Here is a 25,787-nt window from a genome sequence, read left to right on the forward strand (position 1 = left end):
TGCCGCGCGGCGCCTCACACGAGAGGCGGATTGAGCCGGGCAAAACCCTCCTGTCGCTGGTACGGAAAGTAGGGATAGGGCGCGGTGACGGCACTCGCCCTGTCAAGCATTTCCAAGTGCTCCTTCGACAAAGACCAGCCGACCGCGCCGAGATTCTGCCGCAGCTGCTCCTCGTTGCGCGCACCGATGATGACGCTCGCCACCGTTGGGCGGCCGATCAGCCAGTTGAGCGCGATTTGCGGAACGGTCTTGCCGGTCTCGGCCGAGACCCGGTCGAGCGCATCGACAATATCATAGAGCTTTTCATCGTCGACCGGCGGCCCGTACTCGGCAGTCTGATTAAGCCGGCTTCCCTCGGGCAGCGGCTGGCCGCGGCGAATCTTGCCGGTGAGGCGCCCCCAGGCAAGCGGGCTCCAGACCAGCGCGCCAACACCCTGATCGGCGGCGAGCGGCATCAACTCCCATTCGTAGTCGCGACCGGCCAGCGAATAGTACACTTGATGTGCGACATAGCGCGGATAGCCGTGACGCTCGGAAGCTGCGAGCGACTTCATCAGCTGCCATCCGGCAAAATTCGATACGCCGACATAGCGGACCTTTCCGGCATCGATCAGTCCATCGAGTGTTGCCAGCACCTCCTCGACCGGCGTCGATGCGTCGAAGGCATGCAGCTGCAGCAGATCGATGTAGTCCGTTCCAAGTCGCTTGAGGGCTTCGTCGGTCGAGCGGATCAGCCGCGCCCGCGAGGTGCCCCAGTCCGCCGGCCCATCGCCCATTGGCAACGCCATCTTGGTCGAGATCAGCACCGCATCGCGCCGCCCCTTGATCGCCTGCCCGAGAACGGTCTCGGAGGCACCGGCGGAGTAGACGTCCGCTGTGTCGAAGAGGTTTACACCGGCTTCAAGCGCAATGTCGACCAGACGCCGCGCCTCTGCGGCATCGGTATTGCCCCAGGCGCCGAACAGCGGTCCCGAGCCGCCGAATGTACCGGCACCGAAACTCAAGACCGGCACTCTGAGGCCGGATGCGCCGAGATTTCTGTGGTCCATGATCTGTCTCCTGTTGTCTAGGAATAGATAGACACTGAAATTACAGTGATATAGATTGCTATCAGGAAAACCATTGATGAATTGAATTCAACATGAGCCGTCAGGACGTCAACCGGTCGGGAGAGATGGAGGTTTTTGCGCGTGCCGTCGAACTCGGCGGCTTCACGGCAGCCGCCCGTGCCTGCCGCATGACGCCATCGGCCGTCAGCAAGCTCGTGGGACGGCTTGAATCCCGTCTCGGCGCCCGCCTCGTCAATCGTTCGACCCGCAAGCTACAGCTGACGCCGGAAGGCTGTGCCTTCTACGAGCGCAGCGTCTCGATTCTTGCCGATATCGCCGAGGCCGAGCGCTACGCCTCGGCCGGAGAGCGCGCGGCAGGCCCGATCCGCATCAACACCAGCGGGTCGTTCGGCAATCATGTTCTGGCACCCCTGGTTGCGAATTTCCTTGCGCTCCATCCAGCGGTCACGCTCGACGTCTCGCACACCGACAGGGTCATCGACCTTTTGGAAGATCGAGCCGATGTCGCCATCCGCGCCGGGCCGTTGAAGAGCTCCACCCTGATTGCCCGCAAGCTTGGCGCCGCCCGCAAGATCATCGTTGCCTCACCCGGCTACCTGCAGCACCACGGCACGCCGATGACTGCCTCCGACCTGCAGGGCCATTGCCGCATCGGCTTTTCCTATGCGCGAAGCGTCGAGGGTTGGCCCGTCCGACAGAACGGGCAAACCGTGACGCTTTCGGTCACTCCAGGCGTTCAGGTCGGAGACGGCGAAGCCATGCGATACATGGCGTTGTCAGGCGCCGGCCTCGCGCGGCTTACGACGTTCACCGTCCGCGCTGACATCGATGCCGGGCGGCTGGTCCCGGTTCTCGAGGCGTTCAATCCCGGTGAGACCGAGGAATTTCATGCCGTCTACATCGGTCAGGGCGGTCCACTGCCCGCACGCGTCCGCGCCTTGCTCGATTTTCTGGCAGAGTACGTTCGGCTCTGAAGGCGTTCACCTTCAGATTTCGCAATTGACCCCCGGCATCGCCCGAGCCTATACCGCCTCAATCCATTCGGCGTCTCCAGCCGGTTATTCGCTCTGCCAGCGGTTCCCCTTCTTTCCGTTGCATCAACGGGGGGCGCCGCCGGCAAGACATTGACGGGGTGATGCCGTTGAAATACGCCAACCGCCTGTTCCGCGCGCAATTCCAGAAAAAGTGGGCAGCGAAGAAAGGCAGAAACGCTCTTAGGGCCAGCCTGCCGCGCTGGGCGCTGCTGTTGTGCGTTTCGACCGGGCTCGTCGTCGGCCTCGAAATGCTCGGCCTGCCTGCCTCTCTGCTCATCGGCCCGATGGTGGCCGCGATCGTTCTTGCGTTATCCGTCGGCCAGGGATCGCTTCGCGTGCCACGCTGGCCGTTGCTGTTTGCGCAGGCGCTCGTCGGCATGCTCATGGCGCGGGCAATCACCGTCGATATCCTGCAGACAATGGCAACCGACGCGCCGCTTTTCCTGGCGGTTATATTCTCCGTCGTCGTCATTGCCGCCCTGCTCGGCTGGGTGTTGACGCGCTGGCAGGTTCTGCCGGGAACGACGGCAGTATGGGGATCGTCACCCGGCGCGGCATCGGCGATGGTCATCATGTCCGAGGCCCATGGAGCCGATGCACGGCTTGTCGCCTTCATGCAGTACTTGCGCGTCGCCTTCGTTGCGGTCGCGGCCTCGGTCGTCTCCCGCCTCTGGGTCGCAGCCGATGGCGGCGAACCGCCGGCGCTGGTTCTCTTTCCACAGACCGACTGGCCGGCCCTTGGCGCAACGGTCGCACTGACCTGCCTGGCTGCCTACACAGCGGCTCGCTTTCGCATTCCGGGCGGCACCATCATCGTTGCGCTGGTCTCAGGCTCGCTGCTGCAGGGCCTCGGTCTCCTGAGGATCGAACTGCCCATGTGGCTGTTGGCGATCAGCTACGCCCTGATCGGCTGGAACATCGGCCTGCGCTTCACCCGCAGTATCATCTTGCACGCTGCACGTGCCCTGCCCCGCGTCACAGGCTCCATCCTCCTTCTGATGTCGCTATGCGGCTTAATGGCCTTTTCCCTGCACACGTTCGCAGGCATCGATCCGTTGACGGCCTACCTCGCCACCAGCCCCGGCGGCGCCGATTCCGTGGCGATCATCGCCGCGTCCAGCGATGTCGACGTGCCCTTCGTCATGGCCATGCAGACTGGCCGTTTTCTGGTGATCCTGCTGACCGGGCCGATGCTCGCCCGTTTCATCGCCCGGCGCTCGGGCCTGGCGGAAAATCCCGCCTGAGGCCCGCCCATTGGCCGGGCGTCATGCCGTAGGCCTTCTTGAAGTGGCGACTGAGATGGCTCTGGTCGGCAAAACCGGTCGCCACAGCCACCTCAGCCAGTCCTTCGCCCATGCCGATCATCGCCCGCGCCCGCTGCAAGCGCCGCATCAGGAGATAGCGGTGCGGGCTGGTCGCAAAGGCCGCCCGGAAGTGCCGCGCCAGCGCAAAGCGGTCGAGACCCGTCACCGCTTCGAGTTCGCCGGAACGAACCGTCCTGGTGGCGTTCGCCTCAAGGTATTCCCGCGCCAACCGTGCCCTGCGCCACGCCACATTGCCGAGAGGCCGCTCCGGCGTGTGGGAGTGTCCCGCCAGGCCGCCGGCGATCCTTGTTATAAAATCATCCACGAAGAGTTCATCGAGTTCACGGTCCAGTTCGCCGAGCGCTGCCAGCAGCGTGCCTGCCAGCCAGGGATCCCCGATGACCGGCTCATCGACGAAGGGCAGCCCGATCCGCTGGGTTTCGAGGCATTCGACCACCAGCGATGGCTCCAGATAGAGCATCCGGTACTGCAGCCCGTCATCGGTTCCGGCACCGCCGTCATGCTCCTCGTCGGGATGCAGCACGATCACCTGCCCCGGCATGCTGAAACGCCGTTCGCCGCGGTAGGAAAAAGCCTGCACGCCCTTGATCGTCACGCCGAGCGCATAGGTGTCGTGGCGGTGCGGCTCGAAGGCATTGCCCGCGAATTGAGCTTCGATGCGCTCGATGCCGGGGAAGGCAGGCGCAGTCGTGATCCCATCTGCGCTGCGCTCTGCGCACAAACGTTCAAGACCTTCGAAAGCGTGGCTGTTTAGATCCTGGCTCAACGCGACTTCAAACCCGCATGAAAGAGACTGGGCCATGTTTGATACCAAAATTGCGATCGTCCTGCGAAACAATCTTCAGTCCTGGCAGAAGCTGAATGTTACCGCCTTCCTGATGAGCGGCATCGCCGGGCAGCACCCGGAGATGTTAGGGGAAGCCTATAGGGATCGCACCGGCAATCTCTACAATCCGCTCTCCATCCAGCCGATCATCGTCCTTGCGGCCGAAGACGAGGCGATATCGACGATCCACCGCCGTTCGCTGGAGCGTGGCGTCACCTCGTCCCTGTTTATCGAAGAGATGTTCGCGACCGGCCACGACTGCGCCAATCGAGCCGTTTTTGCCGAGTATGCGCCTGAGGACGCAAAGGTCGTCGGCATCGCCATCAGGGCGGAAAAGAAGATCGTCGACAAGATCACCAAGGGCGCGACAATGCACCAATGACGAAAAACGGCCGGGAATGACCCGGCCGTTCTATTGATCCAGGGGAGATCAGCTCTGCGTGACCGGAGCGATCTGGATTTCGACGCGGCGGTTCTGCGCCCGACCGGCTTCCGTTGAGTTGGAAGCAATCGGCTGCGACGGGCCGAAGCCGACGGACGAAACGCGGCGCGGATCGACGCCCTGCGTGCCGAGATAGTCGGCGACCGACATGGCGCGACGCTGCGACAGATCCTGGTTGTGCTGCAGGCTGCCGGTGGAATCGGTATGGCCGTTGACGTCGATCAGCGTGCGGTTGAACTTGCGCAGAACGATCGCGACGGAGTTCAGCGTCGGATAGAAACCGGACTTCACCGCGTCCTGGTCGACGTCGAAGGTGATGTTGGACGGCATATTGAGGATGATGTTGTCGCCATTTCGCGTAACAGAGATACCCGTGCCCTGGAGTTGTGCACGCAGTTCGGATTCCTGCTGGTCCATGTAGTTGCCGATCGCGCCGCCTGCGAGCGCGCCGACACCGGCACCGATCAGCGCCGCATTGCGTCGGCCAACCGGCGAGCCGCCGACAGCAAGGCCGGCCAGTGCACCTACGCCGGCACCAAGCATCGCGCCACCGGAGGTGTTCGACATCTTCTGCTGGCCCGTATAGGGGTCGGTCGTCGTGCAGGCGCTAAGGTAGGTGGCGGCAACGGCCAGAAGTATGAATTTCTTGATCATGGATAGGCGTATCTCCAGTTCGAATGGTGATGCGAGCAGTATTAAGGAATGCGGCAACAAGATGAAGCGGTTGCCTTCGATACTGGATATTCGGCCAATTGCACAGCCGCAGAGGTTGGCAATCGCAAATATGTTACACACCTCACGGTGCAACGCCGCCTGCGGAATGGCTGGCGGCGTTCCCAAACGAACGAACGGCTTTCAGAGTTTTTGGAAAAGCTGCCGGACGGTATCGTATGTGGCGTTGGCGATGTTCGATGACTGGAGAGCGAGCTGCTGCTGGGTCTGCAGCGCCGTCAGCCGGCTCGACCGCTCTTCCATGTCGGCATCTATCAGCCGGCTGATGCCGCGCGAATAGGAATCGTCGAGAGATTGCGCGAAATCGTTCTGGAGAGTGATACGCTTCTCGAGCGCCCCGAAGGACGCCCCGACCGTGGTCATTTGGCCGAGCATCTTGTCGACCACGGCGATCATTTCGTTGACTTGGCTCATCGTCGTGCTTGCGGATACGCCGATCTCGACTTGCCCGGCCGTATTGCCCGCGCTCTTCAACATGACGTAATTCTGGGAGGCGCCGGCTTCCGTCGAAAAAAACTGCGACGTGAGCACTCCGTATTCGCCCGATCCTGTCGTTCGATCATCGACCAGATATCGCGCGTCCTTTGATGACGTTGACCCGACAGGTGCCAGATCGACCTCATAGCTCAGCGTTCCGACCGAGACGGTCCCGTCGGAATACCGGGTGAACGACGCGGGGATCTGCCTGGGTTTGGACGGATCGTCTGCATCGTCGATCGCGACCCAATTGTCCGAATTGAATGTCGCCGATTGGGAGACCGAGCGCAGCTGAGCTTTCAGCTGGGTGATATCGTCGTTGACCTTGTCCTTGTCGACGCCGGATTCGGTGGCGGCAACAAGCTTTGCCTTGATCTGGCTGACGAGATCGATGGAGCTGTCGATTGCGGCGTTGGCGGTATCCATGGTCGCGGCCGCCAGGCCGAGCGCATCGCGAACTGCCGACTGGGCAGCCCGGTCGGACTTCAGCATGGAACTGATCGCCCAATAGGCGCCGTTGTCGGACGCCTTTTCCACCCTGAGACCGGTCGAAACCTGCCTCTGGGTCTGTGTCATACTACGACCGATGTCACGCAATACATAAAGCGCGGCATCCACTGAGGTGCGCCGATAAATACTCACGGAAACTAGACTCCGAACACAACAATACGCAACTGATACAAATGAACCGGAACCACGGACGTTCATGTCCGGGAGCGCCAAACAAAAGCGCCGGGCGGCCCTCCTACACGCTGGAGGATCCTTTCGGTTTCTACTGTTTATGATTACCGAGCATACTTAAAAAACAGCTAAGGGTCAGATATTATTTATCCCGTCTGCCAAACGCTCATAAACCAAGCGAACTGTCTGCGCACCCCTTAACCATTCACTCGGCAGCTTCCAGGCGGCCCGGTTTGGTGACAGGGCGCGGCCGGGATGCATGGGCCATCTCCTCGTGCAGGCGCGCCTCTTCGTGCGCATGAGGCTTGGCGAAGCGGGCAACCAGCAGATAGGCGACGGGCGTGATGAAGAGCGTCACCAGCGTTGCGAATCCGAGACCGCCGACGATCACCCAACCGAGCGCCACGCGGGCCTCGGCGCCCGCGCCGTGAGCGAAAACCAAGGGAACGCCCCCAAGAATGGTTGCGATCATCGTCATCATGACGGGGCGCAGGCGCAACGCGCAGGCTCTCTCGATCGATGTGCGGACGTCCACACCGCGGTCGCGCAGCTGATTGGCGAACTCGACGATGAGAATGCCATTCTTCGCCATGACGCCGACGAGGAGCACGAGCCCGATCTGGCTATAGATATTGAGACTGGATCCCGTGATGACCAGCGCGAAAATCGCGCAGGCAAGACCGAGCGGCACCGTCGACATGATGATCACCGAGGAGAGAACGCTTTCGAACTGCGCCGCCAGCACCAGGAAGATGATGACGATGGCGAAGCCGAAGGTGAGCGCCATGCCGCTCGAATTCTCTTCCAGCGTCGCGGCTTCGGCAAGCGGCAGCAGACGTGCGCCGGGTGGCATGAGCGGCTGCGCGAGTCGCGTCACCTCGTTCACGGCATTGCCGAGCGACATGCCGTTCCTGAGACCCGCGGTTATCGCCACCGATGCGAGCTGCTGTTCTCGATTGAGTTCCGGCGCGACCGAGCTCTCGACCAGCGAGGCGATCACCGACATCGGTACGATCTTGCCGTCCCCGGTCTTCAGGAAAACGTTCTCGAGATCGGTCGGATCGTCCAGCGGCCGGGTGCTTGACGTCAGGAGAACAGGATAGGCTTCGCCCTTCACGAACACATCGACGACGGAGCGGCCCTCAAGCAACGACTGCATGGCCATGGAAAGACCAGTTATGTCGATGCCGAGATCGGAAGCACGTTCGCGATCGATCGTGACCGACACCTGGGCCTGCGACGGTTCGTTCGTCAGCCGCGGCGTGTCGTAGTGCCCGGTGGCATCGAGCGCCTGTACCAGCTGCGCTGCGGCGGCGGTCAAGGCCTCGTGATTGTTGCCGATCAACGCCATCTGCACGCCGCTGCCCGCACCGCGGATGCGCAGGCTGTTCGACTGTATCGCATTGCCACGCAGCGCCGGCACCTTTCCGGCAGCCTGATTGATGTCGGCAACGATCTCCGATTGCGTGCGGTGCCTGTCGCCCCACGGGGCGAGCGTCAGGACCATGAAACCGCTATTGGCCTGTCCGCCCTGGCCCGAGATCGAAAAGATGTTCCGGATATCTCCGCTATTGACCAGCGGCTGCAGGTATTCCTCGACCAACTGAAGCTTGTCGCGGGTATACTCGAGGCTCGATCCCTGCGGCGTGGTCAGTCGCATCATCACCATCGCCCGGTCTTCCGCCGGTGTCAGCTCGCTCTTGACCGTCGAAAACGCCAGGACGGCGGCGGCGGCAAACATCAGCGAAAACACAACGACGACGAACGGTGCGTTCAGGCAGGCACGCAAACCCGACTTGTACGCCCGGGCGAAGGCATCGCCGAACCGTCCGAGAATACCGTGATCTTCAAGCATCTCTCTGGTTAGCATGCGCGACGCCAGCATGGGACAAAGCGTCAGCGCGACGATGGAGGAAAGCCCGACCGAGAAGGCTAGAACGAAACCGAACTCCCGGAACAATCCGCCGACCTGCCCCGGCAGGAACGAAAGCGGAATGAACACGGCGGCAAGCGTCGCAGTCGTGGCAATGACGGCAAAGAACACTTCGCGCGTACCGAGAACGGCGGCCGCACGCGGCCCCATGCCCTCGCTGCGGCGGCGAACGATGTTTTCGAGAACGACGATCGCATCGTCGACGACCAGACCCGTCGCCAGCACGATGGCCAGCAATGTCAGGATGTTGATCGAAAAACCGACCATGTAGATCGCCGCCAGCGTGCCGATCAGCGCCACGGGCATGCTGACCGCCGGAATGATCGTGGCGCGCCAGTCCCGCAGGAACAGATAGATGACCGCAGTGACGATGACGGCGGCGAGGATGAGCGCCAGCACGACCTCGTGGATGGCCCCCTGGATGAAAGCGGCGTCATCGCTGGTGATGGCAATCCGGGTGCCTTTCGGCAGCGTCTTTGACAGCTGATGAACGGCGTCCTTGATGCCGTTGGAGATGTTGAGCGTGTTTGATTGCGCCTGGCGGATGATCCCGAGACCGATGCCGGGAACGCCGTTGGAGCGCAGCGCGGTCTGCCCGTCGCGCGGCCCAAGCGTGACGTTGGCCACATCGCCGAGCCGTACCCTGTTCTGCAGGATGACATTGGCGAAATCCTCGGGCGTCTGAAGGCTCGCCATGGCGCGGACGACGATCGTCTGCGTCGGGCTCTTTAGCGATCCGGCCGGCACATCGAGTGCGGCACTCGACAGCGCTTTGATGAGGTCGCCGACCGTCAGGCCGCGGCTCGCGAGTTCGCTCTGATTGACGTCGACGCGGAAAACCTTCTCCTGATCGCCGTAGGTCTCGACGTCGGCAACCCCGTCGACGGACGCCAACCGGTCGATCACTTCGTTCTCCACCAGGAGGGTAAGGTCGTCCATGTCGAGCGTCGTTGACGTGACGGCAAGACGCATGATCGGTTGGGAATCGGAATCCGCCTTGACGATCTGCGGCGCGTCCGCGTCTTCAGGCAATCTGTCCGTTATGCGACCGATCGCATCGCGCACGTCGTTGGCGGCAACGGCAAGGTCGATGGAATCCGAAAATTCCAGCGTCACCCTGCTCTGGCCGAACTGCGAGCTCGAGGAGATCGACTTCAGGCCGCTGACGCGCGCGACGGCGCCCTCGATCACCTTCGTCAGCTCCTGGTCGATCGTCTGCGGAGAGGCCCCATCGAAGGTCGTTCGAACGGTCACGACGGGCCGATCGACATCCGGCAGCTCACGAACCTCGATACCGACATAGGCGGCAAGTCCGGCGACGATCATCAACGTGTTGAAGACCAGGGCCAGAATTGGCCGGCGCACGAAAAGGGCGGTGAAGCTCTGTTTGCCCGAGGCCGGCTTCCCGTCCATGTCGTCGACGTTCATTGGGTGAGCTCCCCGCTGGACGCGACCTGATCGGCGACGCGTACCGGTCCGCCCTCGCGAACGCGCTGCAGCCCTTCGGTGACGATTGCGTCGCCGTCCTTCAGATCGGCCGTGACCAGAATGAAGTCCGGATTGCGCTGAACGATGCTGACGCGGACTTTTTTCGACCGCTGGTCCTCGACGCGCCAGACAAAGGCGCCTTGCGAATCCCACTGCACCGAAAGCGGATAGACCGCCGGATACTGGTTTCCGGCAAACTTCATCCCGACGTTGAAGGACATGCCGGCGCGCAATTCGTCCGATGCGTTGTCGATGCGCGCACGCACGCGCAGCGTCCGGCTCGCTGCATCGATGCGATTGTCGATCGCATCGACGGCGCCGGAAAATCCACGGCCGGGCAGCGCAACCGACGTTGCTTCAACCGGCTGGCCCACCGAAATCGTGTTGGCAAACCGCTCCGGCACCCAAAAATCAACGAGGATTTCCGTCCGGTCGTCAAGCGTTGCAATGGGGGTGGTGATCGCGACGTTGTCACCGATATTCACCGGGATGATCCCGACGATGCCATCGATAGGGGCAACGACGTTGCGGCGTTCAAGATTGAGTTCGGCCGCCTGCAATTGCAGCCTCGCCCCTTGCTCGGTGATCTCCGCGTCGAACACGTCCATGCGAGAAACGCTGGACTTGATATTGTGATAGAGGCTGGACTTTTCCACCGCGCTCTTCAGCGTAACCTCCGCCTGCCCCTTTGCGATCACCTGCTCTTCGCTGTCGAGCTTCGCAAGAACCTGCCCCTTGGTTATCTTGTCGCCGGACTTGATCAGGATTTCCCGCACCGTGCCGCTCGCCTGCGGCGTGACAGCGACAGATCGAATGGCGTCGCCGGTGCCGATCGCACTCAGCTGGTCGTTGACGATGCCGCGAACGACAGCTTGCGTTGCGATCAAAACAGCCCCGTTGCCTCCCGCTCCGCGACGTTGCCCGGTCCCCTGCTCGGCTGCACCGGACGCTTTTCCGGGTGCCGCGACGGCAGGAAGGAGATTGTCCGGAACCCCGGCGCTGCGCAACGTATCGCCGGCACCGGGCACAAGGAAGATCCATCCGGCGAAACCGGCCACGATGATGGCGAGGCAAAGAGCGAACTGCTTCCAAAAAGGCATTGACGTCTCCGGAGGGACACGAGGTTGTCCAGGGTCGATCGAAAGAGGCGCATGCGAGGCAATTTGCCGCGCATCTGCGACAATATTGCCGCTTTGCGGGTCACCGGCAAGCAAATTGGCCCCTCATTACCGAATTGTAATATCAATACTGAGTGACCGGTCCGTACCTTGCGAAAGGCATCCCAACCATTGTCTGGAAAATTTCGCGACCTACGTCAAATAACGCTTTTGTTTCCTGTCATTACGATGTTTTCTGCCGCTGCTAGAACCGCGGGCGAGCACCGCCGAAACGGCAGCCTTTCATCAACCCCGAAGAGGATGATACCCATGCCGAAAATAACGACCAGGGACGGAACCAGGATCTTCTACACGGACTGGGGCACCGGCCAGCCGATCCTCTTCTCTCACGGCTGGCCGCTTGCGGGCGACGCCTGGGAAGCACAGATGCTGTTCTTCGGCCAGAACGGCTACCGCGTCATCGCCCATGACCGCCGCAGCCACGGCAAGTCCTCCCAGACCTGGGAAGGCAACCACATGGATCAGTACGCCGACGATCTGGCGGAGCTGATTGAAAAGCTCGACCTCAAGGACCTGATCCTGATCGGGCACTCCACCGGCGGCGGCGAAGTGGCTCACTATCTCGGCCGCCACGGCACCAAGCGTGTCGCCAAGGTCGTGCTGGTCGGAGCCGTCCCGCCACTGATGCTGAAGACCGACGCCAACCCCGAAGGCCTGCCGCTCGAAGTCTTCGACGGCATCCGCAAGGGCACGGCGCTCGACCGCTCCCAGTTCTTCCTCGACCTGACCATGCCATTCTACGGCTTCAACCGAGACGGCGCCAAGATCAACGAAGGCTTGCGCGAGAGCTTCTGGTTGATGGGCATGGCCGGCGGCATCAAGGGCGAATATGACTGCATCCGCGAATTCTCCGAGGTCGACTACACCGAGGACCTGAGGAAGATCGACAAGCCGACCCTCTTCATCCACGGCTCCGACGACCAGATCGTGCCGATCGTTGCTGCAGCACACAAGAGTTCGAAGATCGTCAAGGGCGCCATCCTGAAGGTCTACGAAGGCAGCAGCCACGGCCTTGCCCAGGTGGAGCCGGAACGCTTCAACGCCGACGTTCTTGCCTTCATCAAGGGCTGATTGCGGGCTGGACCCCGGCCGACGGGGCCGGGGTCTCCTCAACGCCGCTTCCGCAAAAAGTCAGAGGATGCGCCCCGCCCTTCCCGTCCTGCTAGGCTTTCTCGCGCTCGGTCTTCACCGCCCATGTCACCGCCCATGTCACCGCCCATGTCACCGGCAACGTCGTGACGCTCGGCGCAGCACGCGCCCACAACACGTCGGGCACCATTTCAAGGCTGATGGCCCTGCCGGTCTTCTGCCTGACGATTTTCGTGCCGCGTTATGCCCACACGCAGGCTGCCCTTGACTGACGACAACGGCTTGAAGATCCTTCTCGCCTTCATAGTCGCCTTCTTCTGCGCCATCTTGGCCGGCGCCCTTCACCGACCCGGACGGTCTGCCCCTGGCGCTCACAGGCATGCTGCCCGTCATCGCCATGGCGGTCCAGAATGCGGCGCATCTGCATATGCCATCCGCGCCCGCCGAGCATGCCGATACCGGCGCGACCACGCAGATCATGCTCGACCTGGCCGATCTCGCGCATGGCACATCGGCCGAAACCGGCGCCCCGCTTCGTCCCCGCCTTGGACGGATGGCGATTGCCGTTGCGGCCTTCGGGCCTGGTTGCGGCGTGGCCGCCCTGCTCTATACCGCCGCCGGCGTCTGGTGTGTCGCGCTTTCGCCGCTGGAAGCGCTAGCCTCGCTCAGCCTGGCGCTTTCGGCACCCGCATCGAAAACTGCCTGAGGACAGTGGCCTTCAGGGAATGAAAGCAGAACATCTTTTCTGGTCTTTCCATCCCGAATCACTACATTACGCGCCATGAGCAACAGTTTCGACGATATGCCCTTCTTCGATGACGAGCCGGGCGAAGCGCCGCGCAAGCCGCAGGCCCCCTCAGCTCCCGCCACAGGAGGGCTCGCCGCCCGCGCCATGGCCGCCCGTAGCGGCGGCAATCGTCCGGATTACCTCTCGGGCCTGAACCCCGAGCAGACCGACGCGGTCGAAACGCTGGAAGGCCCCGTCCTCGTGCTCGCGGGTGCAGGCACAGGAAAGACGCGCGTGCTCACCACCCGAATTGCCCATATCCTCAACACCAACCGTGCCTTCCCCTCGCAGATCCTCGCCGTGACCTTCACCAACAAGGCCGCCCGCGAGATGAAGGAGCGCATCGCCGTGCTCGTTGGCGGCGCGGTCGAAGGCATGCCCTGGCTCGGCACCTTCCACTCGATCGGCGTCAAGCTGCTGCGCCGTCACGCCGAACTGGTCAACCTGCGCTCCGATTTCACCATCCTCGACACCGACGACGTCGTGCGCCTCGTCAAGCAGCTGATCCAGGCCGAGGGGCTGGACGACAAGCGCTGGCCGGCCAAGCAGTTCGCCGGCATGATCGACACCTGGAAGAACAAGGGCCTCGGCCCGGCCGATATCCCGGAAGGCGACGCCCGCGCATTTGCCAACGGCAAGGGCCGCGAACTCTATCTTGCCTACCAACAACGCCTTTCGACGCTCAACGCCTGCGATTTCGGTGATCTCCTGATGCATCCGATCGCTATCTTTCGGAAGAACCCCGATCTCCTCAAGGAATATCACGGCCGCTTCCGTTATATCCTCGTCGACGAGTACCAGGACACCAACACCGCCCAGTACATGTGGCTGAGGCTACTCGCCCAGCGCCCGAAGGGCGAGCCGCAGAACGTCTGCTGCGTCGGCGATGACGATCAGTCGATCTATGGCTGGCGCGGCGCCGAGGTGGACAACATCCTGCGCTTCGAAAAGGATTTCCCCGGCGCCAAGGTGATCAAGCTCGAGCGCAACTACCGCTCGACCGAACATATCCTCGGTGCCGCCGCCCACCTCATTGCCCACAACGAGGGCCGACTCGGCAAGACGCTCTTCACGGACCGCAGCAACCCCGAAGACGCCAAGGTGCAGGTCCACGCGTCCTGGGACTCGGAAGAGGAAGCGCGCGCCATCGGCGAGGAGATCGAACAGCTCCAGCGCGGCGCCTCGGGCGAGCCTCATGCCCTGAACGACATGGCGATCCTGGTGCGCGCCTCCTTCCAGATGCGCGAATTCGAAGACCGCTTCGTCACCCTCGGCCTCAACTACCGCGTCATCGGCGGCCCGCGCTTCTACGAGCGTCTCGAGATCCGCGATGCCATGGCCTATTTCCGCCTTGTCGCCCAGCCAGCCGACGACCTCGCCTTCGAGCGCATCGTCAACACCCCGAAGCGCGGCCTCGGCGACACCACTGTTCGCGCGCTGCACGACTATGCCCGCGCCCGCGACATCCCGATGCTGGCAGCCGCCGCCGACATGATCGAGACCGACGAGCTGAAGCCGAAGGCGCGCAAGGCCCTTTTCGACGTGATTCAATCTTTCCGCCGATGGCAGGAAAGGCTTGAAAATACACCACATACCGAGCTTGCCGGGCAGATCCTCGAAGAGTCGGGCTACACCGACATGTGGAAGAACGACAAGTCCGCCGACGCCCCGACGCGCCTCGACAACCTGAAGGAACTGATCCGCTCGATGGAGAGCTTCGAGTCGATGCGCGGCTTTCTCGAGCACGTCTCGCTGGTCATGGACGCCGAGCAGAACGAAAACCTCGACGCCGTCTCGATCATGACGCTGCACTCCGCCAAGGGCCTGGAATTCGACACCGTCTTCCTGCCCGGCTGGGAAGAGGGCCTCTTCCCGCACCAGCGCTCGCTGGATGAAACCGGCCGCGCCGGGCTGGAGGAAGAACGCCGCCTCGCCTATGTCGGCCTCACCCGCGCCAAGCGCCGCTGCCACATCTGGTTCGTCTCCAACCGCCGCATCCACGGCCTTTGGCAATCGACGATCCCGTCGCGCTTCCTCGACGAATTGCCGGACACCCATGTCGAGGTCGCCGAAGTCGAGCAGAGCTACGGTGGCTACGGCCGCGGTGGCTACGGCCAGTCCCGTTTCGACAAGGCCGAACCTTTCGCCAACTCCTATTCCACCCCCGGCTGGAAACGCGCCCAGCAAAACCGCAACGACGCCACGCGCGACAACTGGGGTTCACGCTCCGGCCATTCCGTCGAGCGCATCGGCTACGGCGAAAGCGGCCCGAAGACCCGCACCATAGACGGCGAACTGGTGGCCAAGTCCACCACATCGGAACCGTCGAAATTCAAGACCGGCGACCGCGTCTTCCACCTCAAGTTCGGCAACGGCAACATCACCGGCATCGAAGGCAACAAGCTGACGATCGAATTCGACCGGGCCGGTCAGAAGCGCGTGCTGGACGGGTTTGTGGAGAGGGTTTCCTAACGCAGCTCGCGTTTGCGGCCACCACGAATGCCAACGGGCGCCTTCACCCATTCGTGACTTCGCATCCCCTGCCGCCTCCCGCATACTGGCCTTTCCGCGCGTTCGCGGGCTGGAACGGGAGGATGCACATGAAGCGCTACTCACTATCGATGATCTGCATGTCGCTGGTGATTGCCATCCTGAGCAATCCGGGCATTGCGCTTGCCTGCAACAAGATCATTGGAACGTGATCTGATGGACGAATAGATTGAGCGGGCGTGGCGTCCGCTCAATTTCGTCGACTGATGGGCGGCTCTACCGGATGGTTGAGGCAATTGGTCGGCAGCAGCCCCTCACCCCAGGATCGGCATCGACCCCAACCCCAATATATCGTTCACCAAGGCCAGCCCGATCCCGGCCGCAACGATCCCCAGCCCGATCAGGAACAGCCGCCTCGAGCGGTCGTACTTTGCTGCAATCAGCGAGTCCCGCGCCAGGAGGTCGGCGAACACCTTCACCTGGACGGCGATGCCGATGGTGAGGCACAGCATCGGCAGGATGTCGATGCGGCTCCAGTCGTTCGGGTTGGAGACCCACCGGCTGATGAAACTCAGGGAAAAACCGAGGATGATGCCGGCCGCCGTCAGCGAGCCGTTGCGGAAGGTCGCGTCGATCTTCTCCTCTGGATCCGGCTCCGGCATGGCTTCGATTTCCGGCTGATGTCCTCTTTTCAAGAAAGGCAGAAATCGCATGGATGGGCAAGAGCAGGCGCGCGGCTAGATGCAGGCCACGGCCCTGAACTGCGCCCCTCTTTCCCAAAGCAGGCGCCGAAGGACACTCCGGTGGCAGCGGCTCTCGTCGTCGCAATAGCAGCCGACAGAAAATGCGCTGGCATGGGAAAGGGTTGCCAGCAGATCGAGTACATGGCTTGCGTCAGACGCCTTCATTTCCTTCGTATAGGCGCTGACGAAGCGGTTCCAGTCGGCTTCGGTGACGGCTGATTTTGCTTCCGTGACCAGGCCCTGGCTCGGCGCCAGGATCGGCAGCCAGACATCGTAGTAGTTGCGGCTGGAAAACTCCTCCTTCGGCACCCCGCGCGGCGGCCGGCGGACGGTGCCGATCCTGACACCTTCGTCCTCAAGCCGCGGCGTCCCCAGCTTTACGACGCTGATCGGCATCATGACCTCCTTGCCTGGCCGGGACGCGATATCCAGAGCGCCGCGGCGTTTTCGCCAACCGTTCTTCAGAACTGTGGCACGCGGACAGGCATGACAAGCATTACAAAACCTTCATTTAAAAATCATGTTTTATCCTTGCCAAGCCGCCGGGTGGCCGTTAGACACGAAGCATCTGCCGCGTCTTCGGCGCTGCACGTAAGCGTTAACGTCAATCAACGCGCTGATCGAACCCGGACCACGGGGTACGAGCGGCGCGGCATGCCTGCGTTACGCGTATCCCGGGTTCCGAACGAAGGAACTTTTGATGACGGCACACACGACCCCGAACCCCTCTGACAACCGCCACCTGATCGAACGCGTCCGCCACGAGCTCAAGCGGCGTCTGCTGACGGTCAGCCGCGTCACGCAGCTTTCGCCGCAGATGCTCCGGGTCACACTGACCGGAGCAGACCTTGAGGGCTTCACCAGCCTCGGCCATGACGATCACGTCAAGATACTCATTCCGCGCCCCGGAGAGGAGCCCGCCTTTCCGGAGATCGGCGCCGACGGCAAGCCGATGATCGATCCGGCAAACCGGCCGGCACTGCGCGACTATACGCCCCGGCGTTTCGACCCGGTCGCGGCCGAACTCGATCTGGATTTCGCGCTGCATGATGCCGGCCCCGCGACCGAATGGGCGCTGCGCGCAAAGCCCGGCGACAAGCTCGGCGTCGGCGGCCCGCGCGGCTCCTTCGTGGTTGCCACGGACTTCGACTGGTATCTGCTCGCCGGCGACGAGACCGCCCTGCCTGCCATCGCACGCCGGCTGGAAGAACTGCCGGCCGGCGCCCGCGCACTGGTCGTCGTGGAAGTTGCGGGCCCCGAAGAGGAACTGACGCTCGCCAGCAGGGCCGCGCTTTCCATCCTCTGGCTGCATCGCGGCGCTTGCCCGGCCGGCACCACGGATGCGCTCGACGGGGCACTGCGCGACATCCCGCTACCGAAAGGCGACGGCTATGTCTGGATCGCCTGCGAAACCGTCGTCGCCAAGCGCCTGCGCGCCGTCATGGTGGATGAGCGCCGGCATCCGAAAGCCTGGATCAAGGCAGCAGGCTACTGGAAGCGCGGCCAGGCCGATTTCCACGAGACCCACGGCGATTGATCTGATCCTGGCATCGGTCGTGCGCCAGCGGTACACTCAGGAAGAGAAATTGAGGCAGAATCCACCGCTGGCGCGAACCGACGACAAGTTCGCCCCTGCCACATTGATTTTCTCCATGCTAGGCTGGCTCCCTTCTCAATAGCCGGGGTTATCATCGCATGTCAGGCCAGAACGGCAGTATTCTCGATTATGCAGGGATTCTCGCTGTCTTTCTTCTCGTAGCCGCCAATGGCTTTTTCGTCGCCGCCGAGTTCGCCTTGGTTTCAGTCAGACGCAGCCGCGTCACCGAACTGGTTGCCGCAGGGCGTATGAACGCCACGGCGCTTCAACGGGCGGTGGATAATCTCGACGCAAATCTCGCCGCCACGCAGCTCGGCATCACGATATCCTCGCTGGCGCTCGGCTGGGTCGGCGAGCCTGCCCTTGCTCACCTGATCGAGCCGCTGCTGGCCTGGCTTCCCGGCCAATGGGCGACGGCCGGCTCGCACACCATCGCGGTCGTGATAGCCTTCGTCATCATCACCTCGCTGCATATCGTGCTTGGAGAGCTCGCCCCGAAGAGCCTTGCGCTTCAGCGCAGCGAGGGAACCTCGCTTGCGGTCGTCCGCCCGCTCCGTTTGTTCCTGATCGTCTTCAAGCCGGCAATCTCTGCGCTCAACGGCATGGGCAACCTGGTGCTTCGCGCCTTCGGCCTGCATCCCGGCACCGGTGAATCCTCGTTTCACTCGCCGCAGGAGCTGAAGCTCTTGGTGGCGGAAAGCCAGGAGGCCGGTCTTCTCAATCAGGTGCAGCAGCAGCTGGTCGAGCGTGTCTTCAATATCGGCGAAAGACCGATTTCGGACATCATGACGCCCAGGCTCGATGTGGAATGGATCGACGCAGATGACAGCGAGGCCGATATTCTAAAGACGATCCGCGAGTGCAGCCACGAGCAGCTTCTCGTGGGCCACGGCTCGATCGACGAACCGATCGGCATGGTGCTGAAAAAAGACCTGCTCGACCAGGTGCTGGACGGCGGCAAGGTCAAGCCGATGGAGGTGATCAGGCAACCGCTGGTGCTGCACGAGGGGACGTCGGTTGTCAGGGTGATCGACAGCTTCAAGGCCTCGCCGGTCAGGCTTGCCATCGTGATCGACGAGTATGGCAGCCTCGAAGGCATCGTCACCCAGACCGACCTGCTCGAAGCCATTGCCGGAGACCTCCCTGGATATGGCGAAGACCCGGAAATCGTGATCAGGGAAGACGGCTCGCTGCTGATCGATGCCATGATGCCGGCATTCGACGCATTCGAGAGGCTGGGCCTGCGAGACAGGCCGGATGCGGATTTCCACACGCTCGCGGGGTTCGCGCTGCACGTGCTCCAGCACATCCCGCAGGCTGGCGAGACCTTCGAGTTCGACGGCTGGAAGTTTGAAGTGCTGGATATGGACGGAATGCGGATCGACAAGATCCTGGCGACGCGCAATTCGTCCGACGCGATCGATATCTAGCATGGGGTCGGAGTGGCCGCCCGGGACCGGCGGGCATATTCGCGCCGCCAGTTGATCTGGCGGACGCACGTGACCGGAAAGCCGGTGCGGTCGAAATGTCGCAGGGGCGGTCGACGCCTCGAGCGGCGTGTTGCCGGCCGAGCGCCAAAAAAGGGCCTGAAAGGCCCGGCACGAAGTGTCGCGCCGACCAAATCACCAGCGCAAGACCCTAACAATTTCAAGGACGTAAAAAGCGTAAACGAAAGGTTAATCCTTATCGGCCACGCCCGTCAATCGGCTGAAGTTCATCACGACTTTCGCCTTTTGACCGGCTGCGCGATTTGTCCTAGCTGCTTTGCGTCCGCCCATGAACGGCGGATCTCACGATGAACTCGCAAAGGAGCTTCGAGTGACCAGTGTTTCCTCCCTGGGCAGCGCGTCCAGCCAGTACCAGACCTCCCTTTCCAGCCTCGACAAGAACGGCGACGGCATCATATCCGCCGACGAACTCGCCGCCGCAACCACAACCGCGACCAAGCCCTCGACATCGGAAGACGGCGACGACGGCACCAAGATCGCCCAGAAGATCGCCGCCGACATACTGTCGATCATGCTGCAGATGCAGCAGTCGAGCGCCGGCGACGACAGCAGCGGCGGCGATGACAGCAACGGCTCCAAGGGCATCCTCGCCTCGCTGGATGCAAACGGCGACGGCAAGCTCACCTCCGACGAAATCCTCTCGGCCGATCCGTCCGGTATCGCCGGCGGTGCATCCAGCGCCGACGATCCTATCCTGACGCAGGTTCTAGACGACATGCAAACCGCGATCCGCGCCTACCAGGCGACCTACGGCGCATCGCCAGCAGCCGACACCGCAGACGACGTCCAGACCGCTTGATGGGCGATTGATACAAGGCTCCGCCGGGGGAGCCGAAACTGCCGCCGCCAACCCGGTGTTTTGGGGAGAGCGGAGCATCGTCGCCAGGGCATCAGCGATGCCATTCGTCGGCCTCGCGCAAGCAGCCTTGCGGCAAGCCGCTTTGCCGTGAAGGCCATGCAGCGCGGTTGCGCCGACCTCCGAAAAGACGCAAAACCGAACCATCGACGCGAAGACGGAGGATCGGCAATTCATGGAAAGCATCAGCGTTTCGTTGCTCCTGCTCTTTGCGGTCGTTGTCAGCGGAACACTCACAAGGCTCTCCCCGATACCGGTGCCGCAACCCATCGTGCAGATCGCGATAGGGGCAGCGATCACCGCTGTCGCGGATCTCGGCGTCACGCTTGATCCGGACCTGTTCTTCCTCCTTTTCCTGCCGCCGCTTCTCTTTCTCGACGGCTGGCGAATCCCCAAGGAAGGGCTCTTCCGCGACAAGGGTGTCATCCTCGAGCTTGCGCTCGGCCTCGTGGTCTTTACCGTTCTCGGCGTCGGCCTGCTGGTCCACTGGCTGATACCGTCCATGCCGCTGGCAGTCGCCTTCGCGCTTGCCGCAGTCGTGTCGCCGACGGACCCCATCGCTGTCTCGGCCATTGCCGCCCGCGTTCCCATTCCGAATCGCCTGATGCACATCCTTGAAGGCGAAGCTCTCCTCAACGACGCATCCGGTCTGGTCTGCATGCGCTTTGCGGTCGCCGCCGCGCTGACCGGCACCTTCTCGCTCTTCGAGGCGGTCGGCGCCTTCTTCTGGGTCGCCGCCGGCGGCATCCTGATCGGCGTCGCGCTCACCTGGATCATCGTGTGGGTGAAGGGATTCTTCACCCGCCGCCTCGGCGAGGAAACGGGCGGGCAGATCCTCATCAGCCTTCTGATGCCCTTCGCCGCCTATCTCGTCGCCGAGCATCTGGGATGCTCCGGCATCCTGGCTGCGGTCGCGGCCGGGATCACGATGAGCTATGGCGAGCAAAGCGGCCGCGCGCTCGCCGTCACCCGCGTGCGCCGCGCCGCGGTGTGGGATACGGTGCAGTTCGCCATGAACGGCATCATCTTCGTCCTGCTTGGCGAACAACTGCCGCAGATCGCATCCGGTGCTGCGCGGATCGTCCGGGAGACGGGCCATCACGACCCGATCTGGCTGATCACCTATGTCGTCGCCATCAATCTGGCACTCGGCATCCTCCGGTTTGCCTGGGTCTGGGTCTCGCTTCGTTTCACCCTCTACCGCGCCGCCAAAAGCGGCCGGGTCATGCACAAGCCCGGGTGGCGCCTGGTCGCGGCCACCTCGGTTGCCGGCGTGCGAGGCGCCATCACGCTTGCGGGTGTCCTGACCCTGCCGCTGACCATGTCGGACGGTTCGCCCTTTCCGGCACGCGACCTTGCGATTTTCCTCGCTGCCGGCGTCATCATCGTCTCGCTGGTCGTTGCAAGCGCAGGCCTGCCCATCCTTCTCAAGGATCTTCAGATACCGCCGGAGCCATCGCACCAGCGCGAGGAAGACGAGGCACGCGTCAAGGGAGCGCAAGCAGCGATACGCGCGATCGAGGCGCTGCAGCACGACATGGGCGAAGGTCGCCCGGATGCCGACATCTATGTGGAAGCAGGTGCGCGGTTAATGGAGTTCTACCGCCAGCGCATCGACGGCCGCTCCAAGACCGGCGACGACGCGGAGCTCGCCCGTCGCATCGACGAAATCGAGCGCAAGCTTCGGCTTGCAGGCGTCAAGGCGGAACGAGCGGAATTCTTCCGTCTCGGCAAGTCGCGCAAGCTGTCCGACGACGTTCTGCGCAAGCTGGTGCGCGAAGCGGACCTCGCCGAAGCCAGGTTCGGCTCGTCCTGAAGACCTCGTGCTCTGGGGCGGATGAGAGTAAAGTCAGCGGTTTGGGCGCAATCTATTTTTCGATTGGTACGGCCACCTCCTCATTCCTGTGTTCGTCAAAGGAATGGTTGGACGAATGAGCTCCCGCATCCAAGGACTTGGGCGCACTGGGTTCCCGTGACGCGCACCGGAATGAGGGTGCGGGATGATAACACGGAGACAGATGAGCAAATTCAGCAACTTACGCAAAATCCGCTCCCCGGACCCGTGAACCCGGACCCGGACCCCGATCCCCGACCCCAGACCCCAGACCCCAGACCCGGGTCGACAATTTCCGCGGCATGGCCGCCCGGCACCCCGTGCCGGAAGACCACCATGCCTCCACCAAGCATGCCTCCACCAACCGCCAGCCGTTCGCAGTCGCGAGATTTTTTACCGCAAGGCACAATAAAAATCGTTTGAATACTATCGAAATCCTGATCGGCGGCATATATCAGCCCTGTGGCTTGCTGCACGCTTCCTCCCAAGTAGCGCCCCGCCGAGCCGCCGCCGGCCCGTCCTCCCGACGGCTTTCAAAGGAAATTACCCGGCGCCAACAAGAAAAAGAGGTATAAAAAGTGGCTGGTATCATCACCAACAACGCCGCGACGACACGCCCGGCTTCGTCCGCATCTTCCCCCGCCGCGAATTATGGGTTTGCCCTTGTGGCCCTGACATCGCTGTTTTTCATGTGGGGCTTCATCACCTGCCTGAACGACATCCTGGTGCCGCACCTGAAGAATGTCTTCCAGCTGAACTACACGCAGTCGATGCTGATCCAGTTCTGCTTCTTCGGCGCCTATTTCATCGCCTCGCTGCCTGCCGGCGGGCTGGTCAAGCGGATCGGCTACAAGTGGGGCATCGTGCTCGGCCTCGTGATCGCCGCGATCGGCTGCGCGCTCTTCGTTCCCGCGGCCGGGTACAGGGTCTACGCCCTCTTCCTTGCCGCGTTGTTCGTTCTCGCCTGCGGCATCACTCTCCTGCAGGTCGCGGCCAATCCCTATGTGACCGTGCTTGGCCCGCCGGATACCGCTGCCAGCCGCCTGACACTCACTCAGGCCTTCAACTCGCTCGGCACGACACTTGCTCCGATGTTCGGCGCCCTGCTGATCCTCTCGGCCACCACAGCCGCCGTTGTCGGTGCAACGCCTGAACAGCTCGATGCGATCAGGCTGACAGAGGCGAGCGCGGTCAGGTTTCCCTACTTGCTGCTGGCGATCGCGTTCCTGTTGCTCGCAGCCCTCTTCGCAGCGCTGAAGCTGCCGCTGGTCGAAGACGCCGCGGACATCGAGCCTATTACAGGCGGCGGCTCCGCCTGGCAGTATCGCCATCTGGTGCTTGGCGCGGTCGGCATATTCCTCTACGTCGGCGCAGAAGTCAGCATCGGCAGCTTCCTTGTCAATTTCATGAGCCAGCCCGACATCGCGGGCTTCTCTGAGGCGGACGCGGCCCACCACGTCGCCTATTTCTGGGGCGGCGCGATGATCGGCCGCTTCATCGGCGCGGTCGTGATGCGCTACGTCGATGACGGCAAGGCGCTTGCCTTCAACGCCGTCGTCGTGATCGCGCTGCTGCTGCTCACCGTCTTCTCGGGCGGCCGTGTCGCCATGTGGGCCGTGCTGTCGATCGGGCTCTTCAACTCGATCATGTTCCCGACGATCTTCAGCCTGGCGCTGTATGGCCTTGGAAAATATACGAGCCAGGGATCGGGTATCCTTTGCCTGGCAATCGTCGGCGGCGCACTGCTCCCGCTCGTCCAGGGCGGACTTGCCGACACCGTCGGCATTCATCTCGGCTTCCTGATGCCGATCGTCTGCTACGTCTATATCGCCTTCTACGGACTGAAGGGCCACCGGGCCCGCTGATTTTGCAGCCACGCTTCGCTGCTTCAGCGGCGAAGCGTTTTCACCTCTTGCGCCTTCCATGTCACCTTGGCATCTTGCGGTGCAACAACAGGGGGAGACGTGCCTATGAAAGCGCTGCTGCTGGTCGATATTCAGAATGGCTTTTGCCCTGGCGGCAACCTCGCCGTTCCCAATGGCGACAAGGTGGTTCCAGTCGCAAACCGGTTGATTGAAAGCGGCAGATACGATCTGGTGGTCGCTTCGCAGGACTGGCACCCGGCAGACCATGGCAGCTTTGCCTCCTCCCATCCCGGCAGCAAACCGTTCGAACTCGGCACACTTGCCGGCAAGCCGCAAATGATGTGGCCGGACCATTGCGTCCAGGGCACTGTCGATGCCGAACTGCACCCGGCACTCAGGATCGACGATATCGACCTCATCCTGCAAAAGGGTGGAAACCGCGAGGTCGACAGCTATTCGGCCTTCCGCGACAATGATCGGGATGCCGAAACAGGTCTTGCCGATTTCCTCGAAGGACAGGAGGTAACCGACCTCGACGTCTGCGGTCTCGCGACCGACTACTGCGTCAAGTTTTCGGCGTTGGACGCGCTGGAAATGATGCCCGGCATCAAGGTTCGTTTCATCGAGGATGCGAGCCGCGGCATCACCCCGGAGGGCGTTGCCGCAGCGATCGAGGAGATGCGCGAGCACGGCATCGGCATCATCACCAGCAAGCAGGTGCTTTCCGGCTGATCAGTCGGTGGCGTCTCGCTGCAGCTGGTAGACGTCTTCGGAGAAATCGTCGAGGCGTCTGGACAGCGCGATTTGCGCATCCTCGAGCCCCTGCTTGTAGTAGGCGGCTCCGACTTCCTTGGCGAAGAAATCCAGGACGAGCTCCGCTTTCAGGAAGCCGATCGACTGATCGAGCTCCTGGTCGAAATAATGCTGGATGCGTGAGACCAGCGCGGCCTTCTCGTCCTTGGAAAACTCTATGGGCTTCATCGTCCCCCTCACAGACAGCTTGGTTAGAATGGCACCGTTCAGCGAAATCGATCGGTCGATCAAGGAAAATCGTTTGCAGCCCACGGCCCGCCACCTTAGAGGGAACTCGAAATTCCAGAAGGATGATCGCCGATGAGTCGCGCGAATTTTATCGAGGGGTTGCGCGGCGGCTTTCCCGTGACCCTCGCCTCTGCGCCGTTCGGCGCGCTGTTCGGCGCGCTTGCTGCCGATAACGGCATGTCGCTTGCCGAACTGACCTTCATGAGCGGCACGGTCTATGCTGGCGCCAGCCAGATGGTGGGCATCGAGCTCTTCGGCCACAATGTCCAGGCATGGCTGATCGTGGCATCCATCCTCGCAGTGAACTTCCGCCACGTCCTCTATTCGGCGGCCATCGCGCCTTATATCAGGCACTTCTCTGCCATCCAGAAGTTCTTCACCTTTTTCCTGCTCGTCGATCCGCAGTTTGCCGAAACGGTCAAGCGCGGCGAAGCAGGCAAGCCCGTCACCTTCGCCTGGTATCTCGGCTTCGGCATCATCATCTATGTGCCGTGGGTGATCATCAGCCTGATCGGCGGACTGCTCGGCAGCTTCATCGGCGATCCGAAATCCATCGGCCTGGATATCCTGTTGCCTGCCTATTTCCTCGGGATCGTGCTGGACTTTCGCCACCGCAACAACTTCGTGCCGGTCGCCGCCGTCAGTGCCGTCGCCTCGATCGTCGCCTATCGCTATGTCGGCTCGCCCTGGCACGTGAGCCTGGGGGCTGCAGCCGGCATCGTTCTTGCCGCGCTCCTCCCGCCCCCGCCGCTCGTGCAGGAACTCGAAACCGATCTGCACGAGGTCTGACC

At 62.4% G+C, this 25,787-nt stretch carries 23 protein-coding genes; 14 read left to right on the forward strand and 9 right to left on the reverse strand.

Going from position 1 to position 25,787, the window contains the following annotated elements:
* Positions 1-14 precede the first annotated feature (14 nt).
* The gene (locus AC1D2R_RS16205; RefSeq protein WP_477968314.1) at positions 15-1,049 is read right to left on the reverse strand and encodes an aldo/keto reductase; all 1,035 of its coding nucleotides are present in this window, start codon (positions 1,047-1,049) and stop codon (positions 15-17) included.
* Between the two features lie 92 nt (positions 1,050-1,141).
* On the opposite strand from AC1D2R_RS16205, the gene AC1D2R_RS16210 reads away from it, so the two are divergent.
* Positions 1,142-2,044, forward strand: coding sequence for a LysR family transcriptional regulator (locus AC1D2R_RS16210; RefSeq protein WP_477968316.1), 903 nt, complete (start codon positions 1,142-1,144; stop codon positions 2,042-2,044).
* Positions 2,045-2,205: 161 nt separating this feature from the next.
* A complete protein-coding gene (locus AC1D2R_RS16215; protein ID WP_477968318.1) occupies positions 2,206-3,348 on the forward strand; it encodes an AbrB family transcriptional regulator in 1,143 nt (380 codons plus the stop codon).
* Here AC1D2R_RS16215 and AC1D2R_RS16220 read toward each other — a convergent pair.
* Complete coding sequence (locus AC1D2R_RS16220; protein ID WP_477968320.1) at positions 3,308-4,195, reverse strand: AraC family transcriptional regulator; 888 nt, start codon at positions 4,193-4,195, stop codon at positions 3,308-3,310. The genes AC1D2R_RS16215 and AC1D2R_RS16220 overlap by 41 nt on opposite strands.
* Before the next feature lie 34 nt (positions 4,196-4,229).
* Here AC1D2R_RS16220 and AC1D2R_RS16225 point away from each other — a divergent pair, with 34 nt between their 5' ends.
* Complete coding sequence (locus tag AC1D2R_RS16225; RefSeq protein WP_477968322.1) at positions 4,230-4,637, forward strand: DUF2000 family protein; 408 nt, start codon at positions 4,230-4,232, stop codon at positions 4,635-4,637.
* A gap of 48 nt (positions 4,638-4,685) precedes the next feature.
* On the opposite strand, the gene AC1D2R_RS16230 is transcribed toward AC1D2R_RS16225, so the two are convergent.
* The 4 genes from AC1D2R_RS16230 to AC1D2R_RS16245 form a co-directional block, all read right to left on the reverse strand.
* Positions 4,686-5,351 carry a YiaD family glycine zipper/OmpA-like lipoprotein gene (locus AC1D2R_RS16230; protein ID WP_477968324.1) on the reverse strand — a complete coding sequence of 222 codons (666 nt, stop codon included), beginning with the start codon at positions 5,349-5,351 and terminating at the stop codon, positions 4,686-4,688.
* Between the two features lie 201 nt (positions 5,352-5,552).
* Positions 5,553-6,548: a flagellin N-terminal helical domain-containing protein gene (locus tag AC1D2R_RS16235; protein ID WP_477968326.1), complete on the reverse strand. Its 996-nt coding sequence runs from the start codon at positions 6,546-6,548 to the stop codon at positions 5,553-5,555.
* Positions 6,549-6,792: 244 nt separating this feature from the next.
* Positions 6,793-9,948 (reverse strand): efflux RND transporter permease subunit, encoded by a 3,156-nt coding sequence (locus tag AC1D2R_RS16240; RefSeq protein ID WP_477968328.1) that lies wholly within the window; start codon positions 9,946-9,948, stop codon positions 6,793-6,795.
* Positions 9,945-11,108 carry an efflux RND transporter periplasmic adaptor subunit gene (locus AC1D2R_RS16245; RefSeq protein WP_477968330.1) on the reverse strand — a complete coding sequence of 388 codons (1,164 nt, stop codon included), beginning with the start codon at positions 11,106-11,108 and terminating at the stop codon, positions 9,945-9,947. Before AC1D2R_RS16245 ends, AC1D2R_RS16240 begins: the two co-directional genes overlap by 4 nt.
* 327 nt (positions 11,109-11,435) lie before the next feature.
* Between AC1D2R_RS16245 and AC1D2R_RS16250 the strand changes: the two genes are divergently transcribed.
* The 4 genes from AC1D2R_RS16250 (at position 11,436) to AC1D2R_RS16265 (ending at position 15,534) form a co-directional block, all read left to right on the forward strand.
* Positions 11,436-12,257 (forward strand): alpha/beta fold hydrolase, encoded by an 822-nt coding sequence (locus AC1D2R_RS16250; protein ID WP_477968332.1) that lies wholly within the window; start codon positions 11,436-11,438, stop codon positions 12,255-12,257.
* 164 nt (positions 12,258-12,421) lie between these two features.
* Complete coding sequence (locus tag AC1D2R_RS16255) at positions 12,422-12,547, forward strand: hypothetical protein (protein WP_477968334.1); 126 nt, start codon at positions 12,422-12,424, stop codon at positions 12,545-12,547.
* Between the two features lie 107 nt (positions 12,548-12,654).
* The gene (locus AC1D2R_RS16260) at positions 12,655-12,981 is read left to right on the forward strand and encodes a YoaK family protein (RefSeq protein WP_477968336.1); all 327 of its coding nucleotides are present in this window, start codon (positions 12,655-12,657) and stop codon (positions 12,979-12,981) included.
* 75 nt (positions 12,982-13,056) lie between these two features.
* Positions 13,057-15,534, forward strand: a complete 2,478-nt coding sequence (locus AC1D2R_RS16265; RefSeq protein ID WP_477968338.1) for an ATP-dependent helicase — start codon at positions 13,057-13,059, stop codon at positions 15,532-15,534.
* Positions 15,535-15,866: 332 nt separating this feature from the next.
* On the opposite strand, the gene AC1D2R_RS16270 is transcribed toward AC1D2R_RS16265, so the two are convergent.
* Positions 15,867-16,214, reverse strand: a complete 348-nt coding sequence (locus AC1D2R_RS16270; RefSeq protein ID WP_477968340.1) for a hypothetical protein — start codon at positions 16,212-16,214, stop codon at positions 15,867-15,869.
* A 75-nt stretch (positions 16,215-16,289) separates the two neighbouring features.
* Positions 16,290-16,691 carry a DUF488 domain-containing protein gene (locus AC1D2R_RS16275; RefSeq protein WP_477968342.1) on the reverse strand — a complete coding sequence of 134 codons (402 nt, stop codon included), beginning with the start codon at positions 16,689-16,691 and terminating at the stop codon, positions 16,290-16,292.
* 304 nt (positions 16,692-16,995) lie between these two features.
* On the opposite strand from AC1D2R_RS16275, the gene AC1D2R_RS16280 reads away from it, so the two are divergent.
* The 6 genes from AC1D2R_RS16280 to pncA all read left to right on the forward strand — a co-directional run bounded on the left by AC1D2R_RS16280 (position 16,996) and on the right by pncA (position 24,687).
* Positions 16,996-17,832 (forward strand): siderophore-interacting protein, encoded by an 837-nt coding sequence (locus AC1D2R_RS16280; RefSeq protein ID WP_477968344.1) that lies wholly within the window; start codon positions 16,996-16,998, stop codon positions 17,830-17,832.
* A gap of 158 nt (positions 17,833-17,990) precedes the next feature.
* A complete protein-coding gene (locus AC1D2R_RS16285) occupies positions 17,991-19,322 on the forward strand; it encodes a hemolysin family protein (RefSeq protein WP_477968346.1) in 1,332 nt (443 codons plus the stop codon).
* 388 nt (positions 19,323-19,710) lie between these two features.
* On the forward strand, positions 19,711-20,199 hold the full coding sequence (locus tag AC1D2R_RS16290) for a hypothetical protein (protein ID WP_477968348.1): 489 nt from the start codon (positions 19,711-19,713) through the stop codon (positions 20,197-20,199).
* A gap of 232 nt (positions 20,200-20,431) precedes the next feature.
* Complete coding sequence (locus AC1D2R_RS16295; RefSeq protein WP_477968350.1) at positions 20,432-22,072, forward strand: Na+/H+ antiporter; 1,641 nt, start codon at positions 20,432-20,434, stop codon at positions 22,070-22,072.
* Positions 22,073-22,680: 608 nt separating this feature from the next.
* A complete protein-coding gene (locus AC1D2R_RS16300; protein ID WP_477968551.1) occupies positions 22,681-23,955 on the forward strand; it encodes a sugar MFS transporter in 1,275 nt (424 codons plus the stop codon).
* Between the two features lie 105 nt (positions 23,956-24,060).
* A complete protein-coding gene (gene pncA / locus AC1D2R_RS16305; protein WP_477968352.1) occupies positions 24,061-24,687 on the forward strand; it encodes a bifunctional nicotinamidase/pyrazinamidase in 627 nt (208 codons plus the stop codon).
* Here the strand turns inward: pncA and AC1D2R_RS16310 are convergent, their stop codons facing one another.
* Positions 24,688-24,936 (reverse strand): DUF2164 domain-containing protein, encoded by a 249-nt coding sequence (locus AC1D2R_RS16310; RefSeq protein WP_477968354.1) that lies wholly within the window; start codon positions 24,934-24,936, stop codon positions 24,688-24,690.
* A 132-nt stretch (positions 24,937-25,068) separates the two neighbouring features.
* Between AC1D2R_RS16310 and AC1D2R_RS16315 the strand changes: the two genes are divergently transcribed.
* Positions 25,069-25,785 (forward strand): AzlC family ABC transporter permease, encoded by a 717-nt coding sequence (locus AC1D2R_RS16315; protein WP_477968356.1) that lies wholly within the window; start codon positions 25,069-25,071, stop codon positions 25,783-25,785.
* Positions 25,786-25,787: the final 2 nt, after the last annotated feature.

The organism is Rhizobium sp. P1_C7 (assembly GCF_056406295.1).

Coding starts and splice junctions, on each gene's coding strand:
- AC1D2R_RS16205 (WP_477968314.1), bottom strand. CDS start 1,049: ATGGACCACAGAAATCTCGGCGCATCCGGCCTCAGAGTGCCGGTCTTG.
- AC1D2R_RS16210 (WP_477968316.1), top strand. CDS start 1,142: ATGAGCCGTCAGGACGTCAACCGGTCGGGAGAGATGGAGGTTTTTGCG.
- AC1D2R_RS16215 (WP_477968318.1), top strand. CDS start 2,206: ATGCCGTTGAAATACGCCAACCGCCTGTTCCGCGCGCAATTCCAGAAA.
- AC1D2R_RS16225 (WP_477968322.1), top strand. CDS start 4,230: ATGTTTGATACCAAAATTGCGATCGTCCTGCGAAACAATCTTCAGTCC.
- AC1D2R_RS16230 (WP_477968324.1), bottom strand. CDS start 5,351: ATGATCAAGAAATTCATACTTCTGGCCGTTGCCGCCACCTACCTTAGC.
- AC1D2R_RS16240 (WP_477968328.1), bottom strand. CDS start 9,948: ATGAACGTCGACGACATGGACGGGAAGCCGGCCTCGGGCAAACAGAGC.
- AC1D2R_RS16245 (WP_477968330.1), bottom strand. CDS start 11,108: ATGCCTTTTTGGAAGCAGTTCGCTCTTTGCCTCGCCATCATCGTGGCC.
- AC1D2R_RS16250 (WP_477968332.1), top strand. CDS start 11,436: ATGCCGAAAATAACGACCAGGGACGGAACCAGGATCTTCTACACGGAC.
- AC1D2R_RS16260 (WP_477968336.1), top strand. CDS start 12,655: ATGCTGCCCGTCATCGCCATGGCGGTCCAGAATGCGGCGCATCTGCAT.
- AC1D2R_RS16265 (WP_477968338.1), top strand. CDS start 13,057: ATGAGCAACAGTTTCGACGATATGCCCTTCTTCGATGACGAGCCGGGC.
- AC1D2R_RS16270 (WP_477968340.1), bottom strand. CDS start 16,214: ATGCCGGAGCCGGATCCAGAGGAGAAGATCGACGCGACCTTCCGCAAC.
- AC1D2R_RS16275 (WP_477968342.1), bottom strand. CDS start 16,691: ATGCCGATCAGCGTCGTAAAGCTGGGGACGCCGCGGCTTGAGGACGAA.
- AC1D2R_RS16280 (WP_477968344.1), top strand. CDS start 16,996: ATGACGGCACACACGACCCCGAACCCCTCTGACAACCGCCACCTGATC.
- AC1D2R_RS16285 (WP_477968346.1), top strand. CDS start 17,991: ATGTCAGGCCAGAACGGCAGTATTCTCGATTATGCAGGGATTCTCGCT.
- AC1D2R_RS16295 (WP_477968350.1), top strand. CDS start 20,432: ATGGAAAGCATCAGCGTTTCGTTGCTCCTGCTCTTTGCGGTCGTTGTC.
- pncA (WP_477968352.1), top strand. CDS start 24,061: ATGAAAGCGCTGCTGCTGGTCGATATTCAGAATGGCTTTTGCCCTGGC.
- AC1D2R_RS16310 (WP_477968354.1), bottom strand. CDS start 24,936: ATGAAGCCCATAGAGTTTTCCAAGGACGAGAAGGCCGCGCTGGTCTCA.
- AC1D2R_RS16315 (WP_477968356.1), top strand. CDS start 25,069: ATGAGTCGCGCGAATTTTATCGAGGGGTTGCGCGGCGGCTTTCCCGTG.